This is a genomic window from Microbacterium sp. SORGH_AS_0888 (assembly GCF_030818905.1).
GTDB lineage: Bacteria > Actinomycetota > Actinomycetes > Actinomycetales > Microbacteriaceae > Microbacterium.
Genome location: NZ_JAUTAZ010000001.1, coordinates 1,961,027 through 1,985,190, shown reverse-complemented (window position 1 = coordinate 1,985,190; position 24,164 = coordinate 1,961,027). Strand labels below are relative to the sequence as shown.

The window sequence follows — 24,164 nt, the reverse complement described above, 5'->3', positions numbered from 1 at the left end:
GTGCACGGCGGGGCCTCCGAGGCTGCGCGGAGGGACGGGTTAGAGTGGATGAGTCCGCGCACACCCCGCCGCGAACGCCGCAGAGATAGGCAGCCACCATCCCGTGACTTCCCCCGCGACCCCGAATGATCCGTCCCGTCCGCCGCTGACGATCCTCATCGGCGCCGACACGTTCACGCCGCACGTGAACGGTGCCGCGCGCTTCGGTGAGCGTCTCGCCGCCGGCCTCGTCGCCCGCGGGCATGACGTGCACGTGGTGGCGCCGAGCGCCGGCCACCGCAATCACGGCACCTTCCGCGAAGTCGTCGAGGGCGAGGAGATGACCGTGCACCGGCTCCCGTCGTGGCGCTGGCCCCCGCACGACTGGCTCACGTTCGTGCTGCCGTGGATGTCGCGACCCTATGCGCGCCGCATCCTCGACTCCGTGCGGCCGGACGTCGTGCACATCCAGTCCCACATCGTGATCGGCCGCGGGCTGGCGCGCGAGGCGCGCAAGCGCGGCATCCCCGTCATCGCCACGAACCACGTCATGGCCGAGAACATCCTCGACTTCACGACGTTGCCCGAGCGGCTGAACAAGTACCTCGTGGCGTTCGCCTGGAACGATGCGAAGAAGACCTTCGACCTCACGCGTGCGGTGACGACACCGACCCGCAAGGCGGCCGACTTCCTCGAGGCGACGATCGACATCCACGGCGTCATCCCGATCAGCTGCGGCATCGACAAGGCGAACTACACGCCGAACCTGTCGCCGCGGGAGTCGAACCGCATCCTGTTCGTGGGGCGTCTCACCTCGGAGAAGCAGATCGATGTCGTGCTGCGGGCCCTGGCCGCGCTCGACCCGGCGCTGGAGGCGACCTTCGACGTCGTCGGCAGCGGCGATCAGCGGAAGTCGCTCGAGGAGCTCACCCAGCAGCTGGGCCTGGCCGACCGGGTGCGGTTCCACGGGCACACCTCCGAGGAGGAGCTGCGCTCGCTGTACAGCCGCGCGAGCGTGTTCGCGATCGCCTCGATCGCCGAGCTGCAGTCGATCGCGACCATGGAGGCGATGGCCTCGGGCCTGCCGATCATCGCCGCCGATGCGGTGGCCCTGCCGCACCTCGTCCACGACGGCGAGAACGGCTACCTGTTCACGCCGGGCGACGTCGAGGAGCTCGCCGCGCGGCTGACGGACGTGCTCACGGCCGATCAGGACGAGTACCGCCGCATGCAGCAGGCCTCGCTCGACGGCGTCACGGTCCACGACATCCAGCGCACGCTCGACACCTTCGAGGCGCTCTACCGCGGCGAACCGCTGCCGGACTGAGCCGCCGTGCACGTCGTCTTCTTCGGGGACCAGCACGCCGAGTCCTCGGGGGGCGCGCAGGTGTCGATGCGGCTGCAGCGGCGGTTCCTGGAGCGGGCGGGGCACACCGTCACGATCGTGGCGCCGCGCACCCGTGCGTCCCACGCGAGCGACCCCGCCTACCTCGACCTGCCGAGCATCCCGGTGACGCTCGACGGCGAGTACGGGCTCGCGTGGCCGGGGCGGCGGACGGACCGCTGGCTCGACGCGGCCCTCGCGGGCCGGCCGCCGGTGGATGTCGTGCACGTCCAGGCCGACTTCTGGGGGGCGCTGATCGGCCATCGGTTCGCGGCGCGGCATCGGCTCCCGGTGGTGCACACGATGCACAACCGGGTGGATGTCGGCATCCGGGCGACGACGCCGGCGCCGTCTCTCGTGCTGCGGGCGCTGGACGCGTGGGCGGCGCGGCAGCTGCGCGGTGTGCCGCCGCGGGAGGGTCGCAGGATCGCGCCGACGTCGCACGATCCGGCCGATCCGGTGCGACATCCGCGTGACGCTGCGACGCCGGCGCGCGACGGTTGGGCCTACCTCCGGCGGTTCGCGGAGCGGTCGGATGCGGTGACCGCGCCCTCGTCGCACTTCGCACGGCGCCTGCGAGATCACGGATGCGGCGTCGTCGACGTCGTGTGGAACGGCATCGACGACGGTCTGCTCGACGCCGTGACCGCGACGAGCCCGGCGGGTCCCGCGCGGCCCCGGCTCGTGTGGATCGGACGGATGAGCCCGGAGAAGCGGCTGCTGCCGTTCCTCGAGGCGGTCGCGGGCTCCGGCGTCGACGCGGATGTCGAGGTGATCGGCGGAGGCGGCCAGCTGCGCGCCGCGCGGCGCCTGATGGCGCGGCGCCGGCCCACGGCATCCGTCGTGTTCGCCGGACGCCTGCCCTACGCCGAGACGCTGGCGCGGATCGCGGCGGCCGACGCCGTCGTGCAGACCTCGATCGGGTTCGAGACGCAGGGGATGACGGTGTTCGAGGCCGCGGCGCTCGGCACGCCCGCCGTCGTGAGCGATCCCGACATCGCGGACGAGCTGGGCGCGGGCGTCTGGCGCACGGCCGACGGCTCGGTCGCCGCGCTCGCCGTGACGCTGCGGCGGGCCGTGGCCGACATCGCCGCCGGTTCCGCTCCGACGCCCGACCCGATGGTCGCGTCGCGATTCCGCCAGTCGTCTCGCACCGCCGCGATGCTCGCGGTGTACGAGAGCGTGCTCGCCGCTCGGTGACCTCGCCGTCGTACGAGGTGCGTCCGCGGAGGCGGGATCGACGGCCGGCCGGGTTCGCCGCCGTGAGCAGGATCGCGCCGGCGGCGCCGATGGCCGCGCACGTCGACAGGATCCGACGAATGGGGGCGGGGCGACGGTCTCTCGCGGCCACGGCAGCCGTCGCACCGGTCCGTGCCCGGAGATCGTGAGGAACGTCCAGCTCTCGAGATGACCCTGGTGCGAGGAGGGTGGCGGTGCTAAACTTGAGCCATCGCGACTCAGGTTTGAGATCGCATATCCCTCGGAGGATCATGAACGCCACGCAACAGCCCGGACAAGAGGAGGCGCAGAGCGCCCTCGAGCAGTTCGGCATCAATCTCACCGAGCGGGCCCGCCAGGGCAAGCTCGATCCCGTCATCGGACGCGACAGCGAGATCCGCCGCGTCAGCCAGGTGCTCACCCGGCGGACGAAGAACAACCCGGTGCTCATCGGCGAGCCCGGGGTCGGCAAGACCGCCGTGGTCGAGGGTCTCGCCCAGCGCATCGTCGCCGGGGACGTCGCCGAGTCGCTCAAGGACAAGGAGCTCGTCAGCCTCGACATCTCGGCCCTCGTCGCCGGAGCGATGTACCGCGGACAGTTCGAGGAGCGTCTCAAGAGCGTGCTCAAGGAGATCACCGAGTCCGACGGCCGTGTGATCACCTTCATCGACGAGCTGCACGTGCTGATGGGTGCGGGCGGCGGCGAGGGCTCGGTCGCCGCGTCCAACATGCTCAAGCCCATGCTCGCGCGCGGCGAGCTGCGCCTCATCGGCGCGACGACGCTCGACGAGTACCGGGAGTTCATCGAGAAGGATGCGGCGCTCGAGCGCCGATTCCAGCAGGTGTACGTCGGCGAGCCGAGCGTGGAGGACACGATCGCGATCCTCCGCGGCCTCAAGGAGCGTTACGAGGCGCACCACAAGGTCGCGATCGCCGATGGCGCGCTCGTGGCCGCGGCCGCCCTCTCGAACCGCTACATCCCGTCTCGGCAGCTCCCCGACAAGGCCATCGACCTGATCGACGAGGCCGCCTCGCGGCTGCGCATGGAGATCGACTCGGCCCCGCTCGAGATCGACGAGCTGCGTCGCCACGTTGACCGGCTGAAGCTCGAGGAGCTCGCCCTCAAGAAGGAGAAGGACCCGGCGTCCAAGGAGCGCCTCGAGAAGCTGCGCACCGACCTCGCAGCCGAGCAGGCGCGCCTGGCCGAGCTGCAGGCCCGGTGGGAGCAGGAGCGCGCGACCCTCAACCGCGTCGGCGACCTGAAGACCCGGCTGGACGCCGCCCGCGTGGAGGCGGAGCGCGCGCAGCGCGAGGGCAACCTCGAGCGCGCCTCACGGCTGCTGTATGCCGACATCCCCGCCCTCGAGCGCGAGGTGGCGGCGGCCGAACGGGCCGAGTCCAGCGGCGAGCGCATGGTCGGCGACCAGGTCACGGAGGAGGACATCGCCGCGGTGATCGCCGCGTGGACGGGCATCCCGGTGGGTCGCCTGCTACAGGGCGAGACCGAGAAGCTCGTGCACCTGGAGGCGGAGCTCGGCAAGCGCCTGATCGGCCAGAAGGAGGCCGTGAAGGCCGTGTCGGATGCGGTGCGCCGCTCCCGCGCCGGCATCAGCGACCCGAACCGGCCGACCGGATCGTTCCTCTTCCTCGGGCCGACGGGCGTCGGCAAGACCGAGCTGGCGAAGGCGCTCGCGGAGTTCCTCTTCGACGACGAGCACGCCATGATCCGCATCGACATGTCGGAGTACGGCGAGAAGCACTCCGTCGCACGTCTGGTCGGCGCCCCTCCCGGCTACATCGGCTACGAGCAGGGCGGTCAGCTGACCGAGGCCGTGCGTCGGCGTCCCTACTCGGTCGTGCTGCTGGACGAGGTCGAGAAGGCGCACCCCGAGGTCTTCGACGTCCTGCTGCAGGTCATGGACGATGGGCGGCTGACCGACGGCCAGGGCCGAACGGTCGACTTCCGAAACGTGATCCTCATCCTCACCTCGAACCTCGGCTCGCCGATCCTCATCGACCCGACGCTGACCGCCGAGCAGAAGCGGGAGCAGGTGCAGGTGCTGCTGCGGCAGGCGTTCCGCCCCGAGTTCCTCAACCGGCTGGACGACATCGTGATGTTCCAGGCGCTGAGCGAGGACGACCTCGCGCAGATCGTCGAGCTGTCGGTCGACGCGCTGCAGCGCCGGCTGAAGGATCGTCGCCTGACGCTGGCGGTCACCCCGGATGCCCGCGCGTGGCTGGCCGAGCGCGGCTACGACCCGGTGTACGGCGCGCGGCCGCTGCGCCGCCTCATCCAGTCCGAGATCCAGGACCGGCTGGCCATGGCGATCCTCTCCGGCGGTGTGCGCGACGGCGACGTCGTGCGGGTGGACGTGGATGCCTCGGGCTCGCAGCTCGTGCTGACGAGCCAGGGGCCGACCGAGTCGGCCGAGTCGTCGTCGGACGACGAGGTGATCGAGGCCGAGCTGCTCGACGACTGACGCCCACCTGTCACCTCACGATCCGCGGACGCGGATCATGTCCCGCTTCCCAACGCACCATGTCCCGCTTCTGACCGCGCGCGGATGCGCGCAGCGGTCAGAAGCGGGACATGGGTGTATGCGGTCAGTCGTCGACGAGGACCGACTCGGCGATCGGCCGGCGCACGCGCGGGGCGCTCTCGCCGTCGCGCGCGAACTCGGGGGCGTCGTCGATCGTGCCGTGCGCGCCGACGGCCATGACGGAGAACGGGCGCAGCGTGTCGTCGAGCTCGAACGCGGCGGCCACGGCGTCGGCGTCGAAGCCGGTCAGCTGGTGGGTGTAGAGGCCGTTCGCGTGAGCCTGCACCGTGAAGTGGGCAGCCGCCTGGCCGAGGTCGTAGAGCGCGGACGGGAACTCGCGGCCCTCGCGCGAGGTCTCGGCGATGAACACGACGAGGGCGCCGGCGGGAGCGGCCCACGCCTGGTTGAACTCGATGAGGGACTCGACGATCTTCGCGTGGGTCTCGGTGCCGCGGCGGGCGACGATGAAGCGCCAGGGCTGGTTGTTGTAGGCCGAGGGCGACCAGCGGGCGGCTTCGAGCGCGGCGCGCAGCGCCTCTTCGTCGATCGGTGCCGTGCTGTCGTAGGCGCGGGTGCTCCAGCGCTGCGACAGGACGTCGAGGATGGGCGCGTCCGTGACGGCGACGCGGTCGAGGGTGTCAGGCATGGTGGCCTCCTGGTTGTTCGTGGATGCGGAAGCGGGACGCCATCGGCCCAGAGCCTAAAAGCCGATGGCCTGCCCGAGTATTCCTGCGAGGACTTGCGGAGAAACGGAAATGTCGGCGAAGTTCACCCCGGCGATCCGGGTGCGCCGCCGCATCCGCTCGCTAGCGTGGGCCCATGACGATCGCGACCGCCGACCTCTACGACGAACGTGGAGAGGAGCTCGACTCCCTCTCGCTGCAGTTCCACGACATCGGCGGCCATGTCGCCTTCCACGGGCCGGTGCGGACGGTTCGCTGTCATCGGGACAACGCCCTGGTCAAGAGGGTGCTCGGCACGCCGGGCGGCGGGGCCGTGCTGGTGATCGACGGCGGCGGCTCGCTGGAGTCGGCTCTCGTCGGCGACCTGATCGCGGCCTCGGCGGTGGAGAACGGCTGGGCGGGGATCATCGTGCACGGCGCGATCCGCGACCGCGTCCCGATCGGCGCGCTGCCGATCGGGGTCAAGGCGCTCGGCTCCAATCCGCGCAAGAGCGCCAAGGACGGCGTGGGCGAGGTCGATGTGCCGGTGGAGATCGCCGGTGTGGTCTTCACGCCCGGGGCTCACGTCTGGGCGGACGCCGACGGCGTGCTCGTCGAGCGCTGACGGGGTTCTCCTTGCGGCCGCGTGCCGGGCGTCACCGCCGGCTGAGGCCCGCGCGGAGCGGAGCGGCCGGTCAGGGCAGCGCCGGCCAGCCCTCGGGTCCCTCGCTGCCGGCCGGGTAGTGATCGAGCGGGACGTCGCCGCGTCGCCAGGCATCGATCACCGGCTGGACGATGCGCCAGCACTGCTCGGCGGCGTCGCCGCGGACGGCGAGCGCCGCATCCCCGTCGAGGATGTTCGCCAGCACGTCCGCGTAGGCGCGGAGCGCGCCGGTGCCGAGATCCGTCTCGAGGGCGGCGCGTCCCAGTGCCCACGGGTCCTCGCGGCCGTTCACGTTGAGCTCGAGCGAGATCGCGTCCGGGCCGAGCGAGAAGCGCAGCACGGAGCCCGGCGCCTCGCCCGTGAAGCCGTCCGGCAGATGACGCACCGGCCGGAACGACAGCACGATCTCGTGCACGGCGGACCCCAGCGCCTTGCCCGAGCGCAGGGTGAACGGCACGCCCTCCCAGCGGGCCGTGCGCACCTCGAAGGTCGCCTCCGCGAGGGTCTCGGTCTGCCGGGCCGGGTCGACGCCCGGCTCGTCCGCGTACGACGGCATGCGCTCGCCGGCCGCCGTGCCGGCCGTGTACTGCGCCCGCCGGGACGAATGCACGGGATTGTCGTCCCAGACGTGCGTCGCACGCAGCGCAGCCGTCGTCGCGTCCCGGAGGTCGGCCTCGTGGAGGGTCGCCGGCGGCTCCATCGCGACGATCGCGAGCACCTGCAGCAGGTGGCTCTGGATCATGTCGTCGAGCGCGCCGGCCTTGTCGTAGTACCCCGCGCGCCCCTCCAGCCCGAGCGTCTCGTCGTAGCGGATGAGGACGGACTCGATGTGCTCGGCCTTCCACACCGGCTCCAGCACGCGGTTCGCGAAGCGCACGCCCAGCAGGTTCAGGACCGTCGAGCGACCCAGGAAGTGGTCGACCCGGAAGATCTGGTTCTCCGGCAGCAGGGCGCGCAGGGTCAGGTTGAGCGCATGCGCCGACGCCTCGTCCGAGCCGAACGGCTTCTCGAGGGCGAGGATGGTGCCCTCCGGCAGATCGCCGGGCCGCAGCGCCTCGCACGACGCCTGCGCGACGGCGGGCGGCACCGCGAAGTAGAGGACGGGCCGCCCCGTGGTCTCGGCCAGCAGGGCCTTCATGTCGGCCGCATCCGTGATGTCGGTCTTGCGGTAGGTCGTGGTCTTGGCGACGTCGCGCGCGTGGGCGCCGGCATCCGGTCCGAACGCCTCTCCCACGTGGGAGCGCCAGGTCGCGTCGGAGACCTGGTCCACGCCCGCTCCCATGAGACGCACCCGGCGATCAGGCTCGTCGTCGAGGAGCTGGCCGAGGGCGGGGAGCAGCAGCCGGGAGGTCAGGTCTCCGGTCGCGCCCAGAATCACGAGTGTCGTGTCGTCCGTCACGCTCTCAACCTAGCTCGCTCGCTCCTGAGCGTCGCGCGACACGGCTCTCGCCTCCGACGCGGGCGACTCCTCGGCCGGGGGCTCGGTGGACCCGGTCATCGTGGTGACCCGTCGCGCTCACGGGGAGTCGCGACGGTGGTCGCGCGTCAGCCAGAAGTCCACCGCAGCTGCGTCTGGGCGGGGGACGACCGAGGTGAGGTCGCCGAACTCGAGAACGTCGGAGGGATCCTCCTGCAGCGATGGCCAGTGCGCGAGGCCCGGCGCGTTCGGGTCGTGCCGGGTGACGAACGCGATCCAGTACTGCGACATCTCTGATTCCAGGCGGCGGTCGGCGTCGATGGAACCGGGTGTGCCGTCTGTGCCGAGATTGCCGTAGGCGTAGGCGATCTCGGCGCCGTGATACGCGCCGAACCGCTCGAGCCCGGGCACCGTCGGCGTGTGGGAGAAGTAGTAGGTGTAGACGGGCGAGTGCCCGGTCGCCGTGGCGGCGAGCTCCCACTTCCGCATGGGGGCCGTCATCGACTGGTGCGTGCCGGAGCGGATGCGCGAGCGGATGACGCTGTCGGCGTCGCCGCCGGGATAGAGCTGGAGGAACGCGTCGGCGTCGGGCCCGTACGTCTCGCGCACCTCGCGTTCGTACGCCACGGGGTCGGAGTCCATGCCTCCGATGAGGCCGAGGGAGGTCTCGTCGGCGTTGCTGCCGAGGAGGAGAGGGACGTCGTTCTGCTGGCCGCCGGCATAGATGGCGGTCGGGGTGTCGGGAAGGACGTGCCCGTCGATGGTCGGCCACCAGTGCACGGTGAGGCCTTTCGCCGCCTCGGCGATGCGCGCGGCCGGCATGGCGCGCATCTGCTCCAGGGTCGCGCCGCCGAGGGCGTCGCTGAGAGCCCGAGCGGCGGCTCGCGCCGTCGGAGCGTCGTCATAGAGGTCGCCGTCCTCACGATCGCCCGCCGAGCCCAGGCAACCGCCGCTTTGACCGATGATGCCGTGGAGGAGGCCAGCGGCGAGCGGCGAGGCGCCCAGGATGCACGCGCTGCCGGAACCGGCCGACTCGCCGGCGACGGTCACACGGTCCGGATCGCCGCCGAAGGCCCCGATGTTGTCGTGGACCCAGCGGAGAGCCGCCAGCTGATCGAGCAGCCCCTGGTTCCCGGTCGTCGTGCCGCCGAGCGCGTCGTCGGCGAGGAAGCCGAAGACGCCGAGGCGGTAGTTGACGGTGACCACGACGACATCCCCGCGAGAGGCGAGCGCCGTGCCGTCGTACAGGGGAAGCGCGCCCGACCCGCCGGTGAAGGAGCCGCCGTGCACGAACACCAGCACGGGACGGGGTTCGCCCGAGGACGCGTCCGTCGGCCGCCAGATGTTGAGTCGCAGACTGTCTTCGTCCGCCGCGTATCCTCCGAGCAGCGTCTCCTCGAGCGGCATGTCCATCAGGCGCGTAGCGGCACGCGTCAGAAAGCTCGGCTCCGCTTGGAACGACGAGGGTCCGAAGTCGTCCGCCACCAGCACGTCGCTTCGGGGCAGCGCGGGCGCCGGCGGCTCCCATCGCAGGGGACCGACCGGCGGCGCTGCATAGGGCACGCCCGCGAAGGCGTCGACGCCGGCATCGTCGATCCGTACTCCGACGACGTCGCCCTCGGCGGTCGCGACCGGATCGGTGTGGGGGCCGTCGAGCGTCCGCGTGCCCGGCACCGGGCCTCCGATGAGCGCCGCGCCTGCGACGACGCTCACAGCCAGCGCCCATGTCAGGGTCTGGATCGCCCAGTGGCGGTGTCTCAACAGTCCCGCGGCGCACCCCGCCAGGACGACAGCCGCGCCCACGAGGAGCCAGCCCCACCAGGTCGCCCCGTCCAGCCAGGCCAGCGAGCCGCCGACGAGGCCCGTGAGGAGGACGAGCACCCAGGCTCTCTTCGATGTCCACAGCGGAGTAGTCGGTGACATGGGCTCCCTCAATACATAGTGAATTTAATACAGATCGTATCGTAACCGATGGAGACCGTCGCGTTGGCCGTACGCTGGGGTGATGAGGGAGGGCCAGCCGGCGCCACTGCGGCGGCGGAGCGAGACGCGACGTCGCCTTCTCGCCGCCGCAGCCGAGCTGTTCGACGAACGAGGGACGATCAGCCAGAGCGTCGAGGAGATCTCGACTCGCGCCGGCTACACCCGCGGTGCCTTCTACTCGAACTTCGCCACGGTCGACGAGCTCTACCTCGCCCTGCATCAGGAGCAGTCGGCCGCCGTGTGGACGAGGCTCCACCACGCCATCGATGTCGAGGTCTCGGCGGATGCCGCGGACACGACTCTCGACGAGGCCGTCGCGCACCTCCTCGACTCGCTGCCCGGAGACCGTGAATGGTTCTCGCTCCGGACCGTCCTCCTGGCCAAAGCGGCTGCGGATCCGGCGTTCGCCGAGGCTCTGTCGATCGACCGCGGCGAGGTCGCGGGCGAGCTGGGTGAACGGCTGGTCGCCTTCGCCCGTGCGCATGGCCGCGATCCCGTCGTCGACGCGTCCGTGCTGGCCAAGGCCGTCGTCGCCGCCCATGTCGGCGCCGTCGGGCTGTCGCCGGTGGATGCCGATGCCGCCCGGACGCGACGTACCGTCGTCGCGGCCGTGATCCGGGGGCTCACGGACGTTTCCGGAGAGCGAGAACCGGATCGCGAGCACCCTTAGCCCGGGATGCCGCGTGCACCTCGACCCGCCGTGCAGCCATCCACGGCGGCGTCCGAGGCGAGAACGCCATCGACCGAACCGACGTCGTTCGAGGCGCACCGGGCTCGCGCGCGGCAGAATCGGTTGCGTGAGCTCCGCGATCGAGGACTATGCCATCATCGGCGACTGCCGGACCGCCGCGCTGGTGGACCGCGGCGGGAGCATCGACTGGTTCTGTGCGCCGCGTTTCGACTCCGCGTCGATCTTCGGCGCGCTGCTCGGGTCCGAGGACCAGGGGTGCTGGCGTCTCGCCCCGAGCGATCCGGCGGCCACCGCGACACGGCGCTACGACGGCGACAGCATGATCCTCGTCACCCGGTGGGAGACCGCATCCGGCATCGCCGAGGTCTTCGACTTCATGCCGATCGACGGCGGCCGGGTCGATCTCGTGCGGCGCGTGGTCGGGGTCTCCGGGCATGTCGAGTTCTCGACCTCGCTGCGGATGCGGTTCGACTACGCCCGCGCGATGCCGTGGGTGCGCCAGGTGGGGGACGAGCAGGCGCCGGCCCTGCACGCGACGGCGGGGCCGGACACGCTCGTCGTGCGCGGGGTGGCCTTGGTGCCGAGCGACCACGCGCACCGCGCCGTCTTCGCGGTGGCGGCGGGGGAGACCTGCGATCTCGTGGCGACCTGGTCGCACTCGTACCGGCCCGACCCGGGGCTGCTCGACGTCGACGCGGCGCTCGCCGAGACCCGCGACTGGTGGGACGACTGGGCCGCACGGATCGACCACCGCGGCCCGCATCGTGACCTCGTGGTGCGCTCGCTCGTCGTGCTCCGTGCGCTCACGCACGAGGACACGGGCGGCATCGTCGCCGCCGCCACGACCTCGCTTCCCGAGCAGTTCGGCGGCGCGCGCAACTGGGACTACCGCTACGTGTGGCTGCGCGATGCCTCCCTCACGCTGGAGGCGCTCATCGCCCACGGGTTCCTCCGGGTCGCCGAGCGCTGGCGCACCTGGCTGCTGCGGGCCGTCGCGGGGGACCCCGCGCAGATGCAGATCATGTACGGGCTCGCTGGCGAGCGCCGCCTCGACGAGCAGGAGCTGACGAGCCTGCCCGGCTATCAGGGCGCGGCGCCCGTGCGGGTCGGCAACGGCGCCGTGACGCAGTACCAGGCCGACGTGATCGGCGAGGTGATGGTGGCGCTCGAGGCCGCGCGGATCGCCGGGCTCGACGAGGAGCCGTTCGCCTGGGCGCTCCAGCGCGCGCTCCTGGACCGCGTCGAGGCCGGCATCGATCGCCCCGACAACGGCATCTGGGAGGTGCGCGGCGAGCCGCAGATGTTCACCCAGTCCCGGGCGATGATGTGGGCGGCGTTCGACCGCGGCATCCGCGCCGTGGAGCGGTTCGGCCTCGACGGTCCGGTGGAGCGGTGGCGCGAGCTGCGCGCCCGCATCGCCGCCGAGGTGCACGCGCGCGGCGTCGATCCCGCCGGCGGCTGGTTCGTCCAGCACTACGGCACGGACGAGGTCGACGCATCCCTGCTGCTGTTGCCGCAGGTCGGCTTCTGCGCGCCCGACGACCCGCGCATGGTGGCGACGGTCGAGCGGATCGAGCAGACCCTGCTGCGCGACGGTCTCGTGCAGCGCTACCGGGCCTCGACCGGGGTCGACGGGCTCGCCGGCGGCGAGAACGCCTTCATCGCCTGCTCGTTCTGGCTCGTGACGCAGTACGCCGCGATGGGGCGCACGAAGGATGCGCAGGAGCTCATGGCGCGCGCCTGCCGCGCCGCGAACGACCTGGGGCTCGTCGCGGAGGAGTTCGACGCGGCGTCCGGCCGTCAGGCGGGCAACACGCCCCAGGCCCTCTCGCACCTGGCGCTCGTGGGCGCCGCCGACGCGCTCGCCGGCCATGCCGGCCGCGCCGCCCACCGTCGGTGAGCCCGTCTGCCTGACCGCGAGACCAGTCTCGCGCGCCGAGACCGGCGGGTTACCCACCGGTCTCGGCGGCGCGGACTGGTCTCGCGGACTCGGGCGGGGCGGGGTCAGGAGCGGGAGAGCGCCTCGAGGAGACGCACGCGGGCGCCCATCCGCAGCAGCGAGCCGCTGTAGATGCGCGCACCGACCCAGATCGCGGCGACGCAGGTCAGGGCGAGCACGACGAGCGACAGCACCGGCTCCCACCACGCCGCCTCGCCCAGGTACAGCCGCAGCGGCATCGCGACCGGCGCCGAGAACGGCACGTACGACATGATCGTCAGCACGAGCGCGTTGTCGTTGAAGAACACCACGAGGAAGTACGGCAGCATCACGAGCATCGTGAGAGGCGCGGTCGTCGAGCCTATGTCCTCCTGCCGGGAGACCATCGCCCCCGCCGCCGCGAACAGCGAGGCGAGCAGCACGAACCCCAGCAGGAAGAACAGTGCGAACCAGACGAGCGGTCCGCCCAGACCGGTCAGCACGAGGTCCTGCCCGGTGACCGTCAGCCCCACGATCGCGATGGCGGCGAGCGCGAGGATCTGCGCCATCGCCAGGATGGTGTTCCCCAGCACCTTGCCGGCCAGCAGCGCCCGCACCGGGATCGCCGAGATGAGCACCTCGACGACGCGCGTCTGCTTCTCCTCCACGACGGACTGCGCGATCGTCCCGCCGAAGGTCGACGCCGCCAACAGGAACACGACACCGAATCCGAGGGCGACGAAGTACCGCACCAGGAAGTCGGTCGACGGCGGATCGAGCAGCTGCACGGCGGGTCGCTGGCTCAGCTGCGACAGGAGCCCCGAGGGGGCGTCCGTGCCGCCGAGCACCGTGTAGTCGAACGGGCCGGGGGCCGTGGGGTCGGTCAGCCCGTCGATCTGCCGCAGCTGCTCGTTCGGCACGAGCGCCGCCTCGACCGTGCCGTCGCGGACCAGGTCCGCCGCCTCGGCGGCGGAGACGGCATCCGTCACCTCCAGGCCCGTCAGCCCCGAGACGACCGACGCCGTCTCGGGCGTCACCGCCACCTTCGTCGCGGCGGGGTTGCCCGCCGCGAACCCGCCCCAGACGACGGCCGCGAGGGCCACCGCGAACAGGATCACGGTCGATATCACGAAGGCCTTGCTGCGCAGCCGCGAGCCGATCTCGCGCTCGGTGACCAGCCAGACGCTCTGCGCCGTGCTGGGCGCGGCGGGACGGGACGTGTTCATCGGATCACCTCCGTGAAGATCTCGGCGAGGGTGGGATGCTGCGGGGCGAACGCCGTGACCGAGCCCGTGGCCACGGCGCGCCGCAGCACGCGCTGCGCGGTCTCGGGGGAGTCGGCGTCGAACACGGCGTCGCCCCCCGCGAAGTCGACGACCGTGACGCCGGGCTCGTCGCGGAGCCAGCCGAGGTCGTCGGCGCTCGACAGGTCGTAGCGGAGCCGGGCGTGCTGCGTGCGGAGCGCCTCGCGCGAGCCCGCCGCCCGGATCGTCCCGCCCGCGATGATCACGAGGTCGTCGCAGAGCCGCTCGACGACGTCGAGCTGGTGGGAGGAGAACAGCACGGCGGCGCCGGCGGCGGCGCGCTCGGCGAGGACGCCGGCGACGACGTCCACCGCGAGGGGATCGAGCCCCGAGAACGGCTCGTCGAGGATCAACACCTCCGGGTCGTGCACGAGGGCCGCCGCGATCTGCGCGCGCTGCTGGTTGCCGAGCGACAGCGTCTCGACGCGATCGCCCAGCCGTTCGGCGAGCCCCAGCCGGGTGAGCAGCCGCTCGGCGGCGGCGGCCGCATCCGGCTTTCCGAACCCGTGCAGGCGCGCGAGGTACGCGATGTGCTCGCCGACCTTCATCTTCGGGTACAGCCCGCGTTCCTCGGGCATGTAGCCGAAGCGTCGCCGGTCGTCGGCCGTGACCGGCTGCCCGCCGAGCGTGACGGTGCCGGCGTCGGCGGACAGCACGCCCAGCGCGATGCGCATCGTCGTGGTCTTGCCGGCGCCGTTGCCGCCGACGAACCCCGTGAGCCGGCCGGGCTCGATCCGGAACGCCACGTCGTCCAGCACCCGCCGGCTGCCGTAGCTCTTGGTCACTCCGCTCAGCTCCAGCATGCGGTCCTCCTCGTCTGGTCGTCTTCGACGCTACGCAGACCCGACCGCCTGCGCCTCCGCCGCAGGGCGGAGCTCGCGGCTCCCTCCGAGCGCGGACTCCGGTGCGCGCTCGTGGTCACACGAGGCGTGCGCGGTAGGCGTAGACGATCGCCTGCACGCGGTCGCGCGCCCCGAGCTTGAGCAGGACGTTGGAGACGTGCGTCTTGACGGTCGACTCGCCGATGAACAGTCGCTCGGCGATCTCGGCGTTGCTCAGCGCCTCCGCCATGAGACGGAGGACCTCGTCCTCGCGGTCGGTCAGCCCGAACCGGTTCGGCTCCTGAGCGGGCGCCGGCGCGGAGGCGGCTCCGCCAGCGACGGGCCCCGTCGTCGGGAGGTCTCCCGCGTCGGCGGCGGCGTGCTCGGTGGCGAACCGTGCGATCACCCGCCGGGTGACCTCGGGCGAGAGCAGGGCGTCGCCGCCCGCGATCAGCCGCACGGCCGCGATCAGCTGCTCCGGACCGGCGTTCTTCAGCAGGAACCCGCTCGCCCCGGCCGCGAGCGCCGCGAACAGGTAGTCGTCGCGGTCGAAGGTCGTCACGACGACGACGGATGCGGTCGCCTCCGGGTCGGCGACGATCCGGCGGGTCGCCTCGAGGCCGTCCATGTCGGGCATCTGCACGTCCATGCACACGACGTCCGGGCGCAGCGCCGCCGTCCGCTCCAGCGCCTCCCGGCCCGTCGAGGCCTCGCCCACGACCTCGATGTCGGAGACCGAGTCCAGGATGGCGCGGAAGCCGGCGCGCATCATCGCGTGGTCGTCGACGAGCAGCACCCGTGTCGGCTCAGGCATGTGCACGCTCCAGGGGAACGCGGGCGCGGACGACGAAGCCGCCCTGCGGTCGCGGGATCAGCTCGATCGAGCCGCCGGACGCCGCCGCGCGCTCGCGCATGCCCAGGTGCCCCATCCCGCCGTCCGTCCGTGAGGCCCGGCGGCCCGTGTTGGACACCTCCAGCTCGACCGCGTCGGCGGTGTAGCGCAGCCGGACATCGGCGGCGGCGCCGGGGCCCCCGTGGCGGCGCGCGTTCGTGAGCGCCTCCTGCGCGATCCGGTAGAGGTTCAGCTGCACCGTCTCCGGGAGCGCGCAGGGCTCGCCCACGACCGTCACGGATGTCGGGAGCCCCGCATCCGTGGCATCCGTTGCGAGCGCCGGGAGGGCGTCGAGCTGGGCGAGGCCGTGTCTCGTGTCGAGGGCGGCGGGGTCGGACGCCTCGTCCTCGTCGTTCGTGCGGAGGGTCTGGAGCAGGTGCCGGAGCTCGCCGAGCGCCGTGCGCGCCTCCTCCTCGATCTGCGTCAGGGTCGCGGTCGCCGCGGCCGGATCCGAGGCCAGCACGGTGCGGGCGACGCCGGCCTGCACGCCCATGAGCGAGACGTGGTGGGCCACGACGTCGTGGAGCTCGCGGGCGATGCGCACGCGTTCGAGCGCGACCGCCTGTACGGCCGTGCGTTCCCGCTCGCGCTCCAGCTCCGCCGTGCGCTCCTCGAGCAGCGTCCGCTGCCGTGCCGCCGCCCACGTGCGCTCCCCGAACGAGTAGGCGCCGGCGAAGTACAGCACGTTGATGAGGATCATCAACAGGATCGAGGCCGCGTAGGGAGAGAACGCGCCCGCGCGCGACAGTCCGCCCTCGGGCGCCGGTGCGGCCGCCTCGACGAACAGTGTGATCAGCAGCCACGCGAACATTCCCGCGGTGATGCCGAGTCGGGTCCAGCGGGCGCGCACCCGGTTCGGCGACCAGGCGCCCACGGTGTAGAACGCGATGAACATCGCGATGTTGCCGGCGTACAGCTCGGGGACGCGCAACGTCACGGCGGCGAAGTAGGCGACCGCCACGACGACCGCCGCGGTCGCGGGCAGCCGCCGACGGAACGCGATCGGGACGGCGAGCACGAAGGCGTAGACGACCGCCAGCGCGAAGTCCGACTGCTCGGCACCGTAGACGCCGGCGACCGCCGAGAGGGTCGCGCTCACCAGCGCCCCGACGCACACGCCGGCGGCCAGCACGATGTCGGCGCGCTGCTGGGCGGGCGTCAGCGGGAGCATCCCCCCACGCTACGGCGAGCCGTGCCCGCGCGGCATCCCCCGCGCGACGGAGGCGCGGCGATCAGCCGAAGATCATCGGCACATCGTCGTCGTCGGCATCCGCTGTCAGGTCGAGGTCGACGACGACGGGCACGTGATCGCTCGGGATCTCGCCCTTGCGCTCGTCGCGATGGATGGCGGCTCCCGCGACCGCGTCCGCGAAGGCGTGCGAGCCGAGGACGAAGTCGATCCGCAGTCCCTCGTTACGGGGGAAGCGCAGCTGCTTGTAGTCCCAGTAGGTGTAGCCGGTGGGGACGAGGGGGCGGACGACGTCCGACAGCCCGGCGTCCAGCAGCGCCTGGAACGCCTCGCGCTCGGGCGGCGAGACGTGCGTGGTGACGCCCTCGATCACGGTCGGGTCGCCGTTGTCGGCGTCGGTCGGCGCGATGTTGAAGTCGCCGACGAGGGCGAGCGGCAGGTCGGGGTCCGCCGCGAGCGTCTCACGCGTGTAGCCCGTCAGAGCCGCCAGCCACTCGAGCTTGTAGCGGTAGTGCGGGTCGTCGAGCCCGCGGCCGTTCGGGACGTACAGGCTCCAGACCCGCACGCCGTCGATGGTCGCGCCGATCGCGCGCGCCTCCTGCGGGAGGTCGGGCCCTTCGTGTCCCTTGAGGAATCCGGGCATCCCGGGGAAGGCCGTCTCGACGTCCTCGATCGGCTCGCGGCTCGCGATCGCGACGCCGTTCCACTGGTTCAGCCCGTGCGCGACGACGTGGTAGCCGGCGTCCTCGAAGGCGGCATAGGGGAACTGCTCGGGCTTGCACTTGATCTCCTGCATCGCCAGCACGTCGATGCTCTCGCGGACGCAGAACTCCACGGTGCGAACGACGCGCGCGCGGATCGAGTTGACGTTCCAGGTGGCCAGGCGCATGGATCCAGCCTAGAGCCGCGGGACGCCGTCGCCCGCGGCGTGATGCGGTGCTCGCCGGAGGACGAGAATCGGTGTCACCGAACCATCGCGCCGTGACCGTGCGCTGGACCGAGTCAGGAGATGCCATGGTCTTCCTCCCCCGTCGCTCCCTCATCACGGGCGCCAGTTCCGGGATCGGGGCGGGCTTCGCCCGTGCCCTTGCTGCTCGCGGGTCCGACGTCGTGCTGGTCGCGCGTCGCGCGGACCGGCTCGAGGCGCTCGCGTCGGAGCTGACGGCCGCGAACGGGATCCGCGCCGAGGTCCTCGCTCGCGATCTCGCCGAGCCGGGAGCGGGCCGGTGGCTGCGCGACGTGATCGAGGGCGAGGTCGACGTCGTCGTCAACAACGCCGGGTTCGGCACGCACGGCGCGCTCATCGCGACGGATGCGGAACGCCTCGAGCGGGAGATCGACCTCGACGTCCGCGCGCTCGTGGACGTGACGCGCGCCTTCCTGCCGGCGATGGTGGCGGCCCGGCGGGGCGCGATCGTGAACATCGCCAGCACCGCGAGCTACCAGCCGATCCCGGGCATGGCCGTGTACGGCGCGAGCAAGACGTTCGTGCGGACGTTCTCCGAGGCCGTGTGGCACGAGGCGCGGGCGCACGGGGTGAAGGTGATGGCACTGTCTCCGGGCGCGACCCGGACGGACTTCTTCTCCGTCGCCGGCATCGAGGACCCGTCGGTGGGCGGGTTCCAGGCGGTCGAGCAGGTCGTGGCGACGGGCCTCGCTGCGCTGGACCGCCGCCGCACGCCGCCCAGCGTCGTGTCCGGTCGGGCCAACGCCGCGGTCGCCGCCCTGACCCGATTCATCCCCACGCGGCTCATGGCCGGCATGGCCGCGCGCATCGTCGCCCGCTGGTAGGGCGCGGCTTGTGGCGCATCGCCTCACGCGCCCGCGCGCGAGCCGTCACGCGGGGTCGCCGGGCGCCGTGGGACGGCTCGGGGTTCACGCCCGAGTCCACAAGACCCTGTGGTCGGGCGTCATGATCCAGCTCGACCGGCTCACGAAGGTCGTCGGCCACGGCGCCGACGCCACCACCGTGCTCGACGGCCTCGACTCCTCCGTCGCCAGCGGCGAGATCGTCGCGGTGGCCGGACCCTCCGGCGCGGGCAGGTCGACGCTCGCACAGTGCGTCACGCTGCTCGCCCGTCGGCTGCACCGAGTACTGCCTGGACGCGGGCATCGACATCCGCAAGCAGATCCTCGCCCCGCCGGCACCCGACGATTTCGCCGGTCAGCTGACGATCGGGTCCGACTGCGCCGACGCCGACAACGTGAAGAAGCTCGTCGCCGCCTTTCAGGACCCGGCGGTGCAGGAGCTCCTCGCGACCGACTCGCGCGTGAAGAGCATCCTCCTCCCGCTGGACGCGCAGTAGCCGGCGCGGGTGGCCGGGACGCGACATCCCGGCCACCCGGCGACGGCGCGCCGGCATCCGTAGACTCGACGTCGTGACCACCGCATCCACTCCCGAGCTCGAGGCCGACCGCCAGGCGCTCATCGCGCTCATCACCGCCGAGGCGGTGTTCCACGGCGACTTCACGCTCTCCAGCGGAAAGAAGGCGTCGTACTACGTCGACATGCGCAAGCTCACGCTCGACCATCGCGCGGCTCCCGCGATCGGGCGCATCATGCTCGACCTCGTCCGCGACGTCGACGGCATCGTCGCGGTCGGCGGGCTGACCCTCGGCGCCGACCCGATCGCCAACGCCGTGCTCCACGAGTCGGTGCGCGCGGGCACTCCGCTCGATGCGTTCGTCGTGCGCAAGGAGCCGAAGGACCACGGCCGCGGTCGTCAGATCGAGGGCGCGGACGTCGCGGGCAAGCGCGTCGTCGTGGTCGAGGACACCTCGACCACCGGGCAGTCGGCGCTCAAGGCCGTCGAGGCGCTGCGCCGTGAGGGCGCCGAGCCCGTCGCGGTCGCCGTCATCGTGGACCGCAAGACCGGCGCGCAGGCAGCCGTCGAGGCGGAGGGTCTGCAGTGGCTCGCCGCGATCGACCTCGACGACCTCGGGCTCGCCCCGCAGTAGCGAGGGGCGCGGCATCCGCTCGATCGTCCCGCGCATCGACCACGATCGGGTGCCGGCCGCGCGACGAAGCCGGGGCCTGTGGAGGGATTCCGCGCGCGCGACGGTTTTCGTGGAACACTGACGGCGTCCGATACGGAAGGAATCCCCCCGTGAAGAACCGTGCTCCCCTCGCCGCGCTCACCACCGCCGGTGCCGCCGTGCTCGCCGCCGCCGTCGCCGCTCCGGCGCAGGCGGCGACCGTCTCGGCCGCCGAGCGGCCCAGCCACACGATCGTCCTCGAGCACTTCCCATCGCAGGGCGCGTGCGAGGCTGCCGAGTGGTTCACCTCTCGGCTCATCACCGCCACCGGCGGCCAGGTGTACGCGGGTGACTCCTGCGCGGACCGGGGTGAGGGTCGAGGCTACGGCTTCAGCATGACCTACTACCGCTGAGTCGTCGGCATCCGCCCCGATGAGGGCGTCGGACGGACGTCGTCTCAGTCGTTCGAGACGAGCAGGTCGGCCACCGAACCCAGCACCTCGTCGGGGCGGAACGGGTAGCGTTCGATCTCCGCGGGGTCGCTGATGCCGGTCATGACGAGCACGGTGTGCAGGCCCGCCTCGATGCCGGCGACGACATCCGTGTTCATGCGGTCGCCGATCATGCCGGTGCTCTCCGAGTGCGCCCCGATGCGGTTCAGCGCCGAGCGGAACATCATCGGGTTGGGCTTGCCGACGACGTAGGGCTCCTTGCCGGTGGCATGCGTGATCATCGCGGCGAAGGAACCCGTGGCCGGGACGATCCCGAACGGCGTCGGACCCGTCGCATCCGGGTTGGTGATGATGAACCGCGCCCCCGCGTTGATGAAGCGTATCGCCTGCGTGATCGCCTCGAACGAGTACTGCCGGGTCTCGCCCACCACGACGTAGTCGGGCTGGGTCTCGGTCATGACGACACCGGCCTCGTACAGCGCCGTCGTCAGCCCCGCCTCGCCGATGACGAACGCGGTGGCGCCCGGCATCTGGGTCTTGAGGAACTCCGCGGTCGCGAGCGCCGACGTCCAGATGCGGTCCTCCGGGACGTCGAGGCCCGAGCGTGCGAGCCGCGCGCTGAGGTCCCGCGGGGTGAAGATCGGGTTGTTGGTCAGCACCAGGAACGGCGTGCCGCGGTCGCGCCACTGGGCGAGCAGCTCCGCCGCGCCCGGGATCGGCCGGTTGTCGTGCACCAGCACGCCGTCCATGTCGGTCAGCCAGCACTCGATGTCGTCGCGCGTGCGCATGCCGCCAGCCTAGGCGCTTTGCCGGTGCCGGTGCCGGTGCCGGTTCGTGCCCGAGCTCGGCTCCTGCCCGAGCCCGGCTCGTGCTCGCCCCGTGCCTCGGTGCGGGGATCGTGCGCGACACGCCGCGCCGGATGCCGCCGGGCCGGCGTGTCGGCGACGATCCCCGCAGGTGCGGATCCGCCGGGTGCCGCCGCGACCGCGAGCCTGACGGTGCAGGGGGTCCGGACGGGGCGAACACCGGATGCGGCAGCGTTAGGCTCGACGCGTGAGCGCGCGTGCGGCGGACTGGGATCCGCGCCACCTGCCCGACCTGACCGGCCGGACGTACCTCGTCACGGGCGCCAACGCCGGGATCGGCTTCTTCGCCTCGGAGCAGCTCGCCCGCGCCGGCGCCCAGGTGATCATGACCGGTCGCAGTCCCAACCGGCTCGCCGCCGCCCGCGCGGCCGCGACCGCACGCCTGGCCGACAACGACCGCATCCCCGGCGCCATCGAGACGCTTCTGCTCGACACCAGCAATCTCGGCTCCGTGCGTGCCGCCGCCGCCACCGTGCGGCAGCGCGGCCGCATCGACGGACTCCTGCTCAACGCCGGGATGGTCCACCCGCCCAAGCAGCGCCAGACCACCCGTGACGGCAACGAGATCGTGCTGGCCACCAACGTGCTCGGCCACTTCGCCCTCGCGGGCGCGCTGCTCACGACCCTCGCTGCGGGACGCGGCCGCATGGTGTGGCTCGGCAGCATGTCCACCTCGATGGGCAACTACGACCCCGTCGACCCGCAGCTGGCGAGCGGCTACTCCGCCTGGCGCGCCTACGTGCAGTCCAAGGTCGCCACGACCGCCATCGGGCTGGAGGCGGATCGCCGGCTCCGCACGGGAGGGGTGCCGGTGGCGAGCGTCATCGCCCACCCCGGATACTCCCCGAGCGGGCGCACGCCCGGCATACAGGGCGTCAACGAGCCCAGCCGCATGGGTCGTTTCGTCGACAACCTGCAGGCGCCCATCACCCAGTCCAAGGAGCACGGCGCCTGGCCGCTCGTGCGCGCGCTCGCCGACCCGGCGGTCGAGGGGGGCCAGATGTGGGGTCCCGGCATGCTCGTTCGCGGCGAGCCGCGCCGTTCGACGCCGGCCAAGCTCACGCGGGATCCCGCCGTGGGCGAGCGGCTGTGGGTCATGTGCGAGAACACGACCCGGATGCGGTGGCCCTTCGAGGCAGCTCGCCGCTGAGGGCGTCCGGCCTCAGATCGACAGCCAGATCGCGTGCTCCGCGTCGCGGGGCAGCGTGATCGGCTCGCCGTCGAGGCGCAGCGCGCCGGTGCCGGTCACGGTCGCCTCGCGCCCCACGTCGACGCCGAGCCGTTCGAGCTCGCGCAGCAGCTCCGGGTCGCGGTCGCTCACCCGCAGGATGCGGCCGCGGTGGCCCGGCGCGGCGTCGCGCAGCTGCACGAACGGCACGCGCTCGATCGTGCCGTCCGCATCCGGGATCGCATCGCCGTGCGGGTCGAACCGCGGGTGCCCCAGCCGCTCGTCGATGCGGTCCAGGAGCCGGTCGCTCAGTGCGTGCTCGAGGATCTCGGCCTCGTCGTGCACCTCGTCCCAGGTGTAGCCGTACTCCTGCACGAGCCACGTCTCGATGAGACGGTGGCGCCGCACGATCGCCGCGGCCCGTCGTTGCCCCTCGACCGTCAGCGAGATCGGACCGTAGCGTCGGTGGCTCACGAGCCCCTGCGCGGCGAGCTTTCGCACCATCTCGGTGACGCTGGAGGGTGCGAGCCCGAGCTCGGTCGCCAGACGCGAGGGCGTGATGCGCGCATCCTGCCACTCGGTGTGGTGGTAGATCGACTTGAGGTAGTCGTCTGCGACGGCGGACACGCGCACCCCTTCAGGCTACCCGCCGGTCGCCACGAGCCACAGGAGGACGCCGTTCAGCGCGATGAGGAGCACGGATGCGGCGGCGCCGGCGACCGTCGTCAGCGTGCGGTTGCGGAACACGCCCAGCACGCCTCGTCGGGCCGTCAGCCAGACGAGCGGCACGAGGGCGAACGGGATGCCGAACGACAGCACGACCTGGCTGAGCACGAGGGCCCATGTCGGATCGGCGCCGACCGCGAGGATCGCGAGCGCGGGCACCAGGGTCACGAGCCGCCGCACGACCACCGGGACGCGCACCCGCAGCAGGCCCGCCATGATCTCCGAGCCCGCGTAGGCCCCGACCGCGGTCGAGGCCAGGCCGCTCGCGAGCAGTCCCACCGCGAACAGGGTCGCGACCACCGGGTCGATGCCCTCGCGGATCGCGGCGTAGGCGCCCTCGAGGGAGTCGGTTCCGGGCACGCCCGCGAGGCTGGACGCCGCCAGCAGCAGCATCACGACGTTGACGGTGCCGGCGACGGCCATCGCGATCGTGACGTCCCATCGGGTCGCGCGCAGGAGGGAGCCGATCCGCGCGGCGGACATCGCGGGCCCCGTCGCCCCTGCCGGGCGGAACCGGTCGCGGGAGAGGGCCGAGTGGGCGTAGATCGCGTGCGGCATGATCGTCGCGCCGAGGATGGATGCCGCCAGCAGGACCGACTGCGTTCCCTCGAACCGCGGCACCAGCCCGCCGGCGATGCCGGCCGGGTCCGGGGGAGCGACCACGATGCCCGCGCAGAAGCCGATCGCGATGACCAGCAGCATCCCGATGACGACGGTCTCGAAGGCGCGTGCGCCGCGCCGTGCCTGGAAGACGAGCAGGGCGATCGAGACGGCTCCCGTGATGGCGCCGCCCCAGACGAGCGGCAGCCCGAACAGGAGCTGGAGCGCGACCGCGCCGCCGATGACCTCGGCGATGTCGGTCGCCATCGCGACGACCTCGGCCTGCAGCCAGTAGGCGCGCCGCGCCCAGGGGCGGTGGATGCGGTCGCCCAGCAGCTGCGGCAGGCTCCGGCCGGTGACGATGCCGAGCTTCGCGGACAGGTACTGTACGAGCCAGGCCATGAGGTTGCCCGCGATGACGACCCAGACGAGCAGGTAGCCGAACAGGGCTCCGGCCGTCATGTTGCTGGCGACGTTGCCCGGGTCGAGGTAGGCGACGCCGGCGACGAGGGCGGGCCCCAGCAGCCAGACGAGCCGCGTGTCGCGGGCGCGAGCCGGCGCGACCCCCTCCTCCGCAATGACTTTCGGCATGCCGAAAACCTACCCTGTTTTTCGGTCCCCCGAAACCTGCTTCCGCGTCCTGGTGCCCCTCTTTCGCCGAGGCCACGCGTCGCATCGAGACGCGGACGAGCGAGCTCGGCGGGGATCCCGGCG

At 72.2% G+C, this 24,164-nt stretch carries 21 protein-coding genes; 10 read left to right on the top strand and 11 right to left on the bottom strand.

The window, feature by feature from the left end; genetic code table 11:
* The first annotated feature begins 103 nt into the window (after positions 1-103).
* The 3 genes from QE381_RS09605 (at position 104) to QE381_RS09595 (ending at position 5,061) form a co-directional block, all read left to right on the top strand.
* On the top strand, positions 104-1,306 hold the full coding sequence (locus QE381_RS09605) for a glycosyltransferase (RefSeq protein ID WP_307217659.1): 1,203 nt from the start codon (positions 104-106) through the stop codon (positions 1,304-1,306).
* 6 nt (positions 1,307-1,312) lie between these two features.
* Complete coding sequence (locus QE381_RS09600) at positions 1,313-2,563, top strand: glycosyltransferase (RefSeq protein WP_307217657.1); 1,251 nt, start codon at positions 1,313-1,315, stop codon at positions 2,561-2,563.
* Positions 2,564-2,853: 290 nt separating this feature from the next.
* Positions 2,854-5,061, top strand: a complete 2,208-nt coding sequence (locus tag QE381_RS09595) for an ATP-dependent Clp protease ATP-binding subunit (protein ID WP_307217656.1) — start codon at positions 2,854-2,856, stop codon at positions 5,059-5,061.
* A gap of 124 nt (positions 5,062-5,185) precedes the next feature.
* On the opposite strand, the gene QE381_RS09590 is transcribed toward QE381_RS09595, so the two are convergent.
* Positions 5,186-5,767: a nitroreductase family protein gene (locus QE381_RS09590; protein ID WP_307217654.1), complete on the bottom strand. Its 582-nt coding sequence runs from the start codon at positions 5,765-5,767 to the stop codon at positions 5,186-5,188.
* Positions 5,768-5,940: 173 nt separating this feature from the next.
* Between QE381_RS09590 and rraA the strand changes: the two genes are divergently transcribed.
* Positions 5,941-6,408: a ribonuclease E activity regulator RraA gene (gene rraA / locus QE381_RS09585; protein WP_307217653.1), complete on the top strand. Its 468-nt coding sequence runs from the start codon at positions 5,941-5,943 to the stop codon at positions 6,406-6,408.
* 70 nt (positions 6,409-6,478) lie between these two features.
* Here rraA and QE381_RS09580 read toward each other — a convergent pair whose 3' ends face one another.
* Together QE381_RS09580 and QE381_RS09575 are read right to left on the bottom strand one after the other, a co-directional pair.
* Positions 6,479-7,846, bottom strand: coding sequence for a glucose-6-phosphate dehydrogenase (locus QE381_RS09580; protein WP_307217651.1), 1,368 nt, complete (start codon positions 7,844-7,846; stop codon positions 6,479-6,481).
* Positions 7,847-7,963: 117 nt separating this feature from the next.
* Positions 7,964-9,745, bottom strand: coding sequence for a carboxylesterase/lipase family protein (locus tag QE381_RS09575; protein ID WP_307217649.1), 1,782 nt, complete (start codon positions 9,743-9,745; stop codon positions 7,964-7,966).
* Positions 9,746-9,869: 124 nt separating this feature from the next.
* Here QE381_RS09575 and QE381_RS09570 point away from each other — a divergent pair, with 124 nt between their 5' ends.
* On the top strand, positions 9,870-10,517 hold the full coding sequence (locus QE381_RS09570; protein WP_307217647.1) for a TetR/AcrR family transcriptional regulator: 648 nt from the start codon (positions 9,870-9,872) through the stop codon (positions 10,515-10,517).
* 127 nt (positions 10,518-10,644) lie between these two features.
* A complete protein-coding gene (locus tag QE381_RS09565; protein ID WP_307217644.1) occupies positions 10,645-12,438 on the top strand; it encodes a glycoside hydrolase family 15 protein in 1,794 nt (597 codons plus the stop codon).
* 104 nt (positions 12,439-12,542) lie between these two features.
* Here the strand turns inward: QE381_RS09565 and QE381_RS09560 are convergent, their stop codons facing one another.
* The 5 genes from QE381_RS09560 to QE381_RS09540 form a co-directional block, all read right to left on the bottom strand.
* Positions 12,543-13,682: an ABC transporter permease gene (locus tag QE381_RS09560; protein WP_307217642.1), complete on the bottom strand. Its 1,140-nt coding sequence runs from the start codon at positions 13,680-13,682 to the stop codon at positions 12,543-12,545.
* On the bottom strand, positions 13,679-14,563 hold the full coding sequence (locus QE381_RS09555; protein ID WP_307217640.1) for an ABC transporter ATP-binding protein: 885 nt from the start codon (positions 14,561-14,563) through the stop codon (positions 13,679-13,681). The genes QE381_RS09560 and QE381_RS09555 overlap by 4 nt, the downstream gene beginning before the upstream one ends.
* A 115-nt stretch (positions 14,564-14,678) precedes the next feature.
* Positions 14,679-15,395 (bottom strand): response regulator transcription factor, encoded by a 717-nt coding sequence (locus QE381_RS09550; protein ID WP_307217638.1) that lies wholly within the window; start codon positions 15,393-15,395, stop codon positions 14,679-14,681.
* Complete coding sequence (locus tag QE381_RS09545) at positions 15,388-16,644, bottom strand: sensor histidine kinase (RefSeq protein ID WP_307217636.1); 1,257 nt, start codon at positions 16,642-16,644, stop codon at positions 15,388-15,390. Before QE381_RS09545 ends, QE381_RS09550 begins: the two co-directional genes overlap by 8 nt.
* 61 nt (positions 16,645-16,705) lie before the next feature.
* A complete protein-coding gene (locus QE381_RS09540; protein ID WP_307217634.1) occupies positions 16,706-17,551 on the bottom strand; it encodes an exodeoxyribonuclease III in 846 nt (281 codons plus the stop codon).
* A 125-nt stretch (positions 17,552-17,676) separates the two neighbouring features.
* On the opposite strand from QE381_RS09540, the gene QE381_RS09535 reads away from it, so the two are divergent.
* From QE381_RS09535 to QE381_RS09525, 3 genes are all read left to right on the top strand, one after another.
* Positions 17,677-18,453 (top strand): SDR family oxidoreductase, encoded by a 777-nt coding sequence (locus QE381_RS09535; RefSeq protein WP_307217633.1) that lies wholly within the window; start codon positions 17,677-17,679, stop codon positions 18,451-18,453.
* Positions 18,454-19,041: 588 nt separating this feature from the next.
* Positions 19,042-19,620 carry an orotate phosphoribosyltransferase gene (gene pyrE, locus QE381_RS09530; RefSeq protein WP_307217632.1) on the top strand — a complete coding sequence of 193 codons (579 nt, stop codon included), beginning with the start codon at positions 19,042-19,044 and terminating at the stop codon, positions 19,618-19,620.
* Positions 19,621-19,769: 149 nt separating this feature from the next.
* A complete protein-coding gene (locus QE381_RS09525; protein ID WP_307217630.1) occupies positions 19,770-20,051 on the top strand; it encodes a hypothetical protein in 282 nt (93 codons plus the stop codon).
* Between the two features lie 44 nt (positions 20,052-20,095).
* Here QE381_RS09525 and QE381_RS09520 read toward each other — a convergent pair whose 3' ends face one another.
* The gene (locus QE381_RS09520) at positions 20,096-20,878 is read right to left on the bottom strand and encodes an HAD-IIA family hydrolase (protein WP_307217628.1); all 783 of its coding nucleotides are present in this window, start codon (positions 20,876-20,878) and stop codon (positions 20,096-20,098) included.
* 265 nt (positions 20,879-21,143) lie between these two features.
* Between QE381_RS09520 and QE381_RS09515 the strand changes: the two genes are divergently transcribed.
* Positions 21,144-22,106: an SDR family NAD(P)-dependent oxidoreductase gene (locus QE381_RS09515; protein ID WP_307217626.1), complete on the top strand. Its 963-nt coding sequence runs from the start codon at positions 21,144-21,146 to the stop codon at positions 22,104-22,106.
* Between the two features lie 12 nt (positions 22,107-22,118).
* On the opposite strand, the gene QE381_RS09510 is transcribed toward QE381_RS09515, so the two are convergent.
* Both QE381_RS09510 and QE381_RS09505 read right to left on the bottom strand, forming a co-directional pair.
* Entirely contained in the window at positions 22,119-22,751 is a 633-nt protein-coding gene (locus tag QE381_RS09510; protein ID WP_373426928.1) for a metal-dependent transcriptional regulator, read from the bottom strand.
* 15 nt (positions 22,752-22,766) lie between these two features.
* Positions 22,767-24,041 (bottom strand): Nramp family divalent metal transporter, encoded by a 1,275-nt coding sequence (locus QE381_RS09505; protein ID WP_307217622.1) that lies wholly within the window; start codon positions 24,039-24,041, stop codon positions 22,767-22,769.
* Positions 24,042-24,164: the final 123 nt, after the last annotated feature.

Bases quoted from the DNA above. Each gene is read 5' to 3' on its own strand.
- QE381_RS09555 (WP_307217640.1), bottom strand. From the start codon at position 14,563: ATGCTGGAGCTGAGCGGAGTGACCAAGAGCTACGGCAGCCGGCGGGTG.
- QE381_RS09535 (WP_307217633.1), top strand. From the start codon at position 17,677: ATGGTCTTCCTCCCCCGTCGCTCCCTCATCACGGGCGCCAGTTCCGGG.
- QE381_RS09520 (WP_307217628.1), bottom strand. From the start codon at position 20,878: ATGCGCACGCGCGACGACATCGAGTGCTGGCTGACCGACATGGACGGC.
- rraA (WP_307217653.1), top strand. From the start codon at position 5,941: ATGACGATCGCGACCGCCGACCTCTACGACGAACGTGGAGAGGAGCTC.
- QE381_RS09545 (WP_307217636.1), bottom strand. From the start codon at position 16,644: ATGCTCCCGCTGACGCCCGCCCAGCAGCGCGCCGACATCGTGCTGGCC.
- QE381_RS09540 (WP_307217634.1), bottom strand. From the start codon at position 17,551: ATGCGCCTGGCCACCTGGAACGTCAACTCGATCCGCGCGCGCGTCGTT.
- QE381_RS09595 (WP_307217656.1), top strand. From the start codon at position 2,854: ATGAACGCCACGCAACAGCCCGGACAAGAGGAGGCGCAGAGCGCCCTC.
- QE381_RS09505 (WP_307217622.1), bottom strand. From the start codon at position 24,041: ATGCCGAAAGTCATTGCGGAGGAGGGGGTCGCGCCGGCTCGCGCCCGC.
- QE381_RS09590 (WP_307217654.1), bottom strand. From the start codon at position 5,767: ATGCCTGACACCCTCGACCGCGTCGCCGTCACGGACGCGCCCATCCTC.
- QE381_RS09560 (WP_307217642.1), bottom strand. From the start codon at position 13,682: ATGAACACGTCCCGTCCCGCCGCGCCCAGCACGGCGCAGAGCGTCTGG.
- QE381_RS09570 (WP_307217647.1), top strand. From the start codon at position 9,870: ATGAGGGAGGGCCAGCCGGCGCCACTGCGGCGGCGGAGCGAGACGCGA.
- QE381_RS09550 (WP_307217638.1), bottom strand. From the start codon at position 15,395: ATGCCTGAGCCGACACGGGTGCTGCTCGTCGACGACCACGCGATGATG.